This is a genomic window from Streptomyces sp. NPDC005784 (assembly GCF_042871525.1).
In the GTDB taxonomy this organism is placed as follows: Bacteria; Actinomycetota; Actinomycetes; order Streptomycetales; family Streptomycetaceae; genus Streptomyces.
In genome coordinates this window covers 137,399-144,429 of the sequence record NZ_JBIAIQ010000025.1, presented here as the reverse complement: position 1 = coordinate 144,429, position 7,031 = coordinate 137,399, and the positions used below count along the sequence as shown (strand labels likewise).

The following is a 7,031-nucleotide window of genomic DNA, read 5'->3' as shown; positions in this document are numbered from 1 at the left end:
ACGACAGCCGGGCTGCCACCCTGCCCACAATCCGCGCGACAAGCCGAAACGGCCCACCGGAAGAACCGACGGACCGTCACGAAAGATCGAGGCTAGGCGTTGCTCCAACCAGCTGTGCTGGAATACGAGTCCAGCAGGTCCACCACAAAAACCAGGGTCGAGCCCGCCGGGATCAACGGCGAGGGCGACTGATTGCCGTAGCCGAGACGCGGGGGAACGATGATCTCGCGCCGGCCGCCGACCTTCATCCCCTTTACCCCCCGGTCCCAGCCCTTGATGACCTTGCCGCCGCCCAGGGTGAACTTGAACGGTTGGCCTCGGTCCCAGGAGGCATCGAACTCCTTCCCGGACTCGAAGGTCACCCCGACATAGTGGACCTTGACCACCATGCCCGGCTTCACCTCAGCCCCGCCCCCGACGACCAGGTCCCGGATGGTCAGCTCGATAGGAGCGTCACCCTCCGGAACGTCGACCTCGGGCTTCTTCAGTTCACTCATTGCGCCTCATCAGGTTGCGTCGGAGACCGTCGCACGGACCAGCCGGACACATGGACACTCCATGCAGCAGATGGTCACGCTACCGACAATGCCGGCCCCCGGAGCACACCAGATCCAGCGGCCACACGTGATGATCTTTCGCGCAGCCGACGAACGCGACCGGCACGCACAGGTCACGCGGTAATCGCCAGAACGAGTCGAGGTGCAGACGGCTGTCGGCACATTGCGAGACATGCCGACCGAACGCCGGACTTCGCAGGCACAACTCTCGCCGGTTCCCCGGTCGGCTTGGACATGCGGTTGCCTCTCTTCCTCAGCATCATCGGGACTACGGCTTCCGTCCTGAAAGCGACGATCGAGCAACGGGGCGGGAGCGCTCGCGAACCCGCAGTGACCGTGAGCGGCGACCCGGACGACGAGGGTCGTTCCTCCCCTCGCGCTCCCGGGGGCTCGGACACTCCCCGAATTCTCCCCACGGAGCGCCGTCGTCACTGACCGCAGCCCGGCGAGGCGCGAAGTGCTGCAGTCGGTTGTTCCGGCAGAGACGAACGCCGGTCCGTGCCAGGAACTGGTCATCGAGGGCTGGTGCAACTTGCACCGTCTGCACAGCAGCCTCGGCTACCGCAGTCCCTCGAATACGAGACCGCACTCGCAGACCACCACCGATGGTGGCCGTCAAAGCGGAACAAGCTCAGGAGGACCCGGGCGGATGGAAGCGGTACTGATACGAGCGGACGGACGTCCCGCAAGCGGCACAGATCCGTCGCTCCCCTCCCGAGACCGTGTCCCAGGCCCCGACCTTCAACCAGTGCTGGTGCCCGGCCGGTGCTCTTCAAGTCGTCATGCCGAGCGTTCTCTCTCACCGCGAACCACCGCGAGCAAGACGCGGGCTGGCAGCAGCCCGTAGCGGCCTCGGCATCGACTTCACGGAATCCGTGCCTGAACCCGAAGGCCATCTGCGCGTTGGGAGGAAAGCGGTGGAGTACGTCGCTGGCGAGCAGATCAAACTGGGTGCGTTGTTGGACAACGCCCGTAGGCCTGTGGTGCCGGCGGGTGTCGTTGCGAGGTGTTCTCCGTCCCGCGTCCTGGGAGGTTATGCCTTGACCGGGCCGCCGCCCGGCTCCTTTACGATGCGATCGCCGACCGCGATCGACTTCCACAGCCCACGGTCGATGCGCACCTTTGTGGACTGGCCGTCCGCACGCCTCACCTTGACGAAGTGGTACATGTTCGCGCCGTCGAGCATGCCCCGCGATTTGTCCTCGACGATGCCTTCCCAGGCGTCGTCTGGTCCTGGTTTGTGGGATTTGAACATGCCCCAAGCCTACGAAGGTCGACAGGCGTGGGGCACGGTCAAGAGGCACACATTCTGCAGTACAGATGTCACACAATGAGCCTCACAAATGTCCTGAGCAGTGCAACGACGACAGTCCTCGGGAACTGAACCGGCAGATACGACACGCAAGCCATGGCCAACGACTGCTGATCTGCTTCATGCCCGGCACTACGCGCCGGAGGCGGCCGCGACGAGACTGGTAACCGGCGTGCGGGCTTTCGGCGTCGGCGGTGAGCGCAGGAAGGTCCGCGTCGGCCGGCGGCAGCCGGGCGTAGGTCAGGGTCGGCACCGCGCGGAAGCCGTCGGCGGTGAGGAAGTCCGCACCGGGGGTGCCGGCTTCGGCCTGGGAGATGACGGATCGTCGGCCGCCCTGTCGGGCGGCGGCGACGGCCGCGCCGAGCAGGAGGGATCCTGCCCGTCGGCGCCGTTCGGCCGGGTCGACCTGGACGTCCAGTTCGGCGAGGTGGCGCTGACCGTCCTTGGTGAACAGGCGCAGGAAGGCGGACCCGACGGGGTGGCCGTCAGGGGCGGCGGCCAGCCAGGCGAGGCGGCGGGCGGTGGAGGTCTGCTGAGGCTCGGTCAGGGCGGTGATGCGGATGGACAGGCGGGCTCCGTTGCGGATCGCAGGAAGGATGATCGAGGGGTGACGGGCCGTCACTGGGCCCAGGGCAGGGTGCGGGTGCCCTCGGTGCCGGGCACGGAGGCCATGCCATCCGCACGCATGGCGACGTGTGCCTCGGCCGCCTGTGGGGCGTGGACCTGGCGGAGCACGTCCGGCGGGAGGACGAAGGTCTGCTCGGCCGTGATCTTCTCGGTGCGGCCGGCGCAGGTGACCTGGAGGACGCCGGTGGTCACCGTCCAGACCTGCTCGCGGCTGATGGAGTGCTCGGGGCCGGTCTGGCCGGCCTCCATCGCGACGGTCCAGGTGCTGAGTTCGGAGCTGCCCCGGCTGGGAGCGGCCAGACCGGTCATCCGGGCGTTCGGGGACTGGGTGACGTTCTTGGCGTCGGGGCTGATCACGTGTATGGCGGGCTCCTCGGTCCGTGCGGGCTCGTCGGGGGTGGCCCATTCGACGAGCTGGACGACGACTCCGTTCGGGTCGGTCAGCTGGAACAGCCGCTCGCCCCAAGGCTCTTCGCGCAGCGGCATGGTGATCGGGGCGCCGGCCTCGCGCAGGCGGCGCTCCTCGGCGTCGAGGCCGATGACGGTGAGCGCGAGGATCAGGCCGCCGGCCTGCCGGTTCCGCTGTTCGGGCGGGAGCACCTCGGTGCCGCGGCGGAGCAGCACGATGTCGGCGGCGGCGTCGCCGCGGGTCAGGGACGCGAAGCCGTCGGCGGCCATGGTGACCTGGTAACCGAGGTGCGTACAGAAGAAGTCGCGTGAGGCGTCCACGTCAGCGACGCTGAGGGACAGGGTGGCGGTGGTGACGTTCAAGGCAGCTCCTGGCTGGTTCGGGCGTGGCGTGGCGGGCGAAGGATGCCGGTCTAGCCGGCGGCCTTCGTGTAGGTGAGGACGAGGGTGCCGTTCTCGAACACGCGGCTGTCGGTGAGCCGGAAGGCGCGCGGCGAGAAGCCGGCGCGGAACAGCGGGATGCCGGTGCCGGTCACGACCGGGTACTGCTTGACGATCAACTCGTCGATCTCGGGGAGCAGCCGGCCGGCCAGGTCGGCGCCGCCGCAGAGCCAGATGCCGAGCCCGTCCTGCTGCTTGAGCTTGCGGACCAGGGCGGCCGGGTCCTCGCCGGTGACCTCGACGGTCGGGTCCGGGCTGGTGGTGAGCGAGCGGGAGAACACGATCTGCCGCAGGTGGGCGTAGGGGCTGGTGAGGCCGACGGCCAGACCCGGGGCGTACGTGCCGCGACCCATGAGCACGGTGTCGAAGCGGGTATTGGGTACGTCCGCGACGCCGAGGGCCGCGCGGCCTGGGCTCGGGAGGCAGTCCGCGTACTCGCCGGCCAGGTGCGGGAGGTAGTCCTCGGTGAGGTGCGGGGTGAAGAAGTCGAAGTCACCGTCGGGGGCGGCGATGAAGCCGTCGATGGTGGTGCCGACGAAGTAGGTGAGCTTTCGCATCCAGTTCCATTGGCTCGGGCTAAGTTTACTACGGGCATAACTTTAGCTACGAGCCAGCTGATAGGTCAAGCATAATTTTGCGACGGACGTAAGATTGCTCCATGGTGACCGAGATGGGACTCCGTGAGTCCAAGAAGCAGGAGACCAGGCAGCTGATCTCCGACTGCGCGACCAGGCTCTTCATCGAGCAGGGCTTCGAGCAGACCACCATCGCCGAGATCGCAGCCGCGGCCCGGGTGGCCAAGAAGACGGTGACCAACTACTTCCCCCGCAAGGAAGACCTGGCCCTCGACCACCACGAGGCGTTCACCCAGGGCCTGGCCCGGACCGTCGCAGAGCGCGGGCCCGACGAGGAGCCGCTCGCCGCCCTGGGCCGGACCTTCCGCGCCACCCTGCTGGAACACAACCCCGTGGTCGGCTTCACCGGCCCCGCTTTCGCCCGCATGGTCGCCGACAGCCCCACCCTCACAGCCCGGCTGCGCGAACTGCACGACCAGCGGGAAGCGGCACTCGCCGCAGCACTGACCGCCGCCGCCCCGGACCCCACCCCGGCCATCACACCCCGGGCCGCCGCCGCCCTGATCGCCGCCGCGGACCGCCTGCTGTTCCGGCGCATCCAGGAACTCACCCTGGCCGGCCGCACCGACGACCAGATCGAGGCCACCCTGCTCCCGGAGGCCGACCACCTCCGCACCCTCCTTGGTGCCGCCCTGGGCAACCACCCCACCGGCACGGCCCGGTGACCTCGCCGCACGCCCGGGATCGCGCGACGGGCCACGGCCAAGAACTCCAAACCGTGTCCTATGGGGTGAGGAGGACGAGTCGTTCGAGGCCGAACACACCATCACCCTCGATATTGGCTAGCCCCGAACCGGCGCGGTCGGCCACTACACACTGGTCGGCCTGCGCCGCATGCGCGGCAGAGTCGCCCGGAATTACCTGAGGGCATGTCTCGTGAGGCGCCGGTCGGCGCCCCCGCCCCTCCTGCGGGCGGAGGCGCAACGTGGCCGGGGTGGGGAGGAGCCGAAGCTCAGGCGGCTCCCATGGCGACCTTGCCCTTGCGCAGGGTCAGCGTTCGGTCGGACCGGGCGGCGAGGGTCTGGCTGTGGGTGACCACGATGACGCACTTGTTCTGCGTGTGCGCCAGCTCCTGGAAGATGCCGATGATGCCGTCGGCCGTGTCCTCGTCGAGGTTTCCGGTTGGTTCGTCGGCGAAGAGGATGTCCACGTCGCAGGCGAGGGCCCGGGCGATGGCGACGCGTTGTTGCTGCCCGCCGGAGAGTTTGAGGACGTTACGGTCGGCCATGTCGGGGTCGAGGCCGACTTTGGCGAGCAGTTCCAGCGCACGAGCTTTGCGCCGTCCCGTGGCCGGCTTGGCGCCGGTGATCTCCATGGCGGTGATGACATTCTGCAGCGCCGTCATATAGGTGAGCAGGTTGTACTGCTGGAAGACGGTGGCTGCGTGGTTGTTGCGGTAGCGGCCCAGACCGAGTTCGGCCAGGTCCTGTCCGTCGAAACGAATGATTCCCTTGGTGGGGCTGTCCAGCCCGCTGGCCAGGCTGAGGAGCGTGGTCTTGCCACTGCCCGAGGGGCCGAGGACGGTGTAGAAGGTGCCGCGTTCGAAAGCCAGGTCGATCTGCTTGAGCACGGTGGTCCGGCGTCGCTGGTTCTGGTAGATGTGGCTGACATCCGTGAACTGCAGGGCGGGCGGCGTGATGGCGGGTGCGGTCTCGTTCATGGCGGTCACTTGCCCTTGGTGAGGATGCGGCGGGGGTTGAGGCGCAGCGCGGAGGCGGCGGGAATCGCGGTGGCCAGCAGACCGATGCCCAGACTCACACCGGCGACGGTGGCGACGTCCGACGGCTGCAGCCGGACAGTGATCTTGTCTATGGGGTCGGCGCCCTTGACCGGCGCGGAGTTCGGGTCGATGCCCTGTTCCAGTCCGGTGGAGCCGGGGGGCGGCGGCTGCCAGGCGTTGATCTTCCGCTGGGCCGAGGCGGCCTGGTCGTGCAGCAACGTGTCGCTTGCCTTCTGAGTCAAGTTCTGGGCGAACACCGAGCTCAGACCGATGGCGAGGACCACGACGACGACCATCTCGACGCACTGCTGGGCGACCAGCTTCCACTTCGTCTCGCCCAAGGACAGCAGGATGCCGAACTCCGTGCGGCGCTGCTTGACCGCGAGAGTGGCAAGCAGACCCAGGACGAGGCCCCCGGCGATGCCGATCAGCCACGTGGCCGCGGTCGCGGAGGTGGTGACACTGTCCAGGGGACCGGTCATCTGCTTCAGGGCCTTGTCGTTGATGCTGAGCTTGAATCCCTTCAGCGCGTTCCCGGCCGTACGGTCGGCCTGTGCGTGGAAGGCGTCGAACGCGGCGGCGTCCTTCAGCTGGAAGGTCGCGCCCTGCAGGGGAGTCGGGCCCTGCTTGCCGCCGGAGTTGAGCTTGCCCAGTGCGCCGGCCGGGACGATCAGCTTGTCGCCCGGGGCCTGCTGATAGTCGGGGTCGGGCTGGTCGGAGGGGTTGTGGTAGATGCCCTTGACGGTGAAGACGGCCTTGCCCTTGCCGGTGGGGTCGTTCTCGGACAGCGTCATCTTGTCGCCGACCTTGAGGTGGTTCTTGCTCGCCAGCCGTTCCTCGATCAGGACCTCGTTGCGGTCCTGATCGGCGGCGGTGACATGCCCGCCGGACAGCAGCTTCCAGTTGCCGCTGGCGAAATCGGGGAGCAGGGAGGAGTCCCGGACGCCGGCGGCCAGGGTGTAGGTGGCGGGCGCATCGGACGCGAAACGTTTGCTGCTGGTGAGTTTGAGGCCGCCGAGCAGCGTGGTTCCGTCGTTGTACGTGTAGTTGTACTTGGCCACCAGCGGGGATCCGCCGATCCTGTCGACGACGTCCGAGCCGATCTGCGGGGCCTGGCCCGGCATGCCGCCCCCCGCGCCGGTGAGATCCATCTCAAGGGTGACGGCGGCGCCGAGGCGGCGTTCGGCGCTGTCGGCGGCGCGTCCGGTGGCGGTTCCGATGAGGAACCCGGCGAGCACCATGGTGCAGATGACCAGAAAGGTGCCCAGGGCGATCAGGGTTCTGGCTTTGCGTGACCACAGGCTCAGGCCGGCGCGTTTGATGAAGTTCAT

8 protein-coding genes are annotated in these 7,031 nt (G+C 68.1%); 1 reads left to right on the top strand and 7 read right to left on the bottom strand.

Annotated features, from left to right (window positions below; all coding sequences use genetic code 11):
• Positions 1–92 precede the first annotated feature (92 nt).
• The 5 genes from ACFYR3_RS31390 to ACFYR3_RS31370 form a co-directional block, all read right to left on the bottom strand.
• Positions 93–497 carry an FKBP-type peptidyl-prolyl cis-trans isomerase gene (locus tag ACFYR3_RS31390; protein ID WP_355838775.1) on the bottom strand — a complete coding sequence of 135 codons (405 nt, stop codon included), beginning with the start codon at positions 495–497 and terminating at the stop codon, positions 93–95.
• Between the two features lie 1,093 nt (positions 498–1,590).
• Positions 1,591–1,812, bottom strand: coding sequence for a hypothetical protein (locus ACFYR3_RS31385; RefSeq protein WP_355838777.1), 222 nt, complete (start codon positions 1,810–1,812; stop codon positions 1,591–1,593).
• Between the two features lie 82 nt (positions 1,813–1,894).
• A complete protein-coding gene (locus ACFYR3_RS31380) occupies positions 1,895–2,491 on the bottom strand; it encodes a GNAT family N-acetyltransferase (RefSeq protein ID WP_355838779.1) in 597 nt (198 codons plus the stop codon).
• Positions 2,488–3,267 (bottom strand): VOC family protein, encoded by a 780-nt coding sequence (locus tag ACFYR3_RS31375; RefSeq protein WP_355838781.1) that lies wholly within the window; start codon positions 3,265–3,267, stop codon positions 2,488–2,490. The genes ACFYR3_RS31380 and ACFYR3_RS31375 overlap by 4 nt, the downstream gene beginning before the upstream one ends.
• 50 nt (positions 3,268–3,317) lie before the next feature.
• A complete protein-coding gene (locus ACFYR3_RS31370) occupies positions 3,318–3,902 on the bottom strand; it encodes a dihydrofolate reductase family protein (protein ID WP_355838783.1) in 585 nt (194 codons plus the stop codon).
• Positions 3,903–4,015: 113 nt separating this feature from the next.
• Here ACFYR3_RS31370 and ACFYR3_RS31365 point away from each other — a divergent pair, with 113 nt between their 5' ends.
• Positions 4,016–4,645 (top strand): TetR/AcrR family transcriptional regulator, encoded by a 630-nt coding sequence (locus ACFYR3_RS31365; RefSeq protein WP_355839293.1) that lies wholly within the window; start codon positions 4,016–4,018, stop codon positions 4,643–4,645.
• Positions 4,646–4,932: 287 nt separating this feature from the next.
• Here the strand turns inward: ACFYR3_RS31365 and ACFYR3_RS31360 are convergent, their stop codons facing one another.
• Positions 4,933–5,640, bottom strand: coding sequence for an ABC transporter ATP-binding protein (locus ACFYR3_RS31360; protein WP_355838785.1), 708 nt, complete (start codon positions 5,638–5,640; stop codon positions 4,933–4,935).
• Positions 5,641–5,645: 5 nt separating this feature from the next.
• Positions 5,646–7,031 carry an ABC transporter permease gene (locus tag ACFYR3_RS31355; protein WP_389285313.1) on the bottom strand — a complete coding sequence of 462 codons (1,386 nt, stop codon included), beginning with the start codon at positions 7,029–7,031 and terminating at the stop codon, positions 5,646–5,648.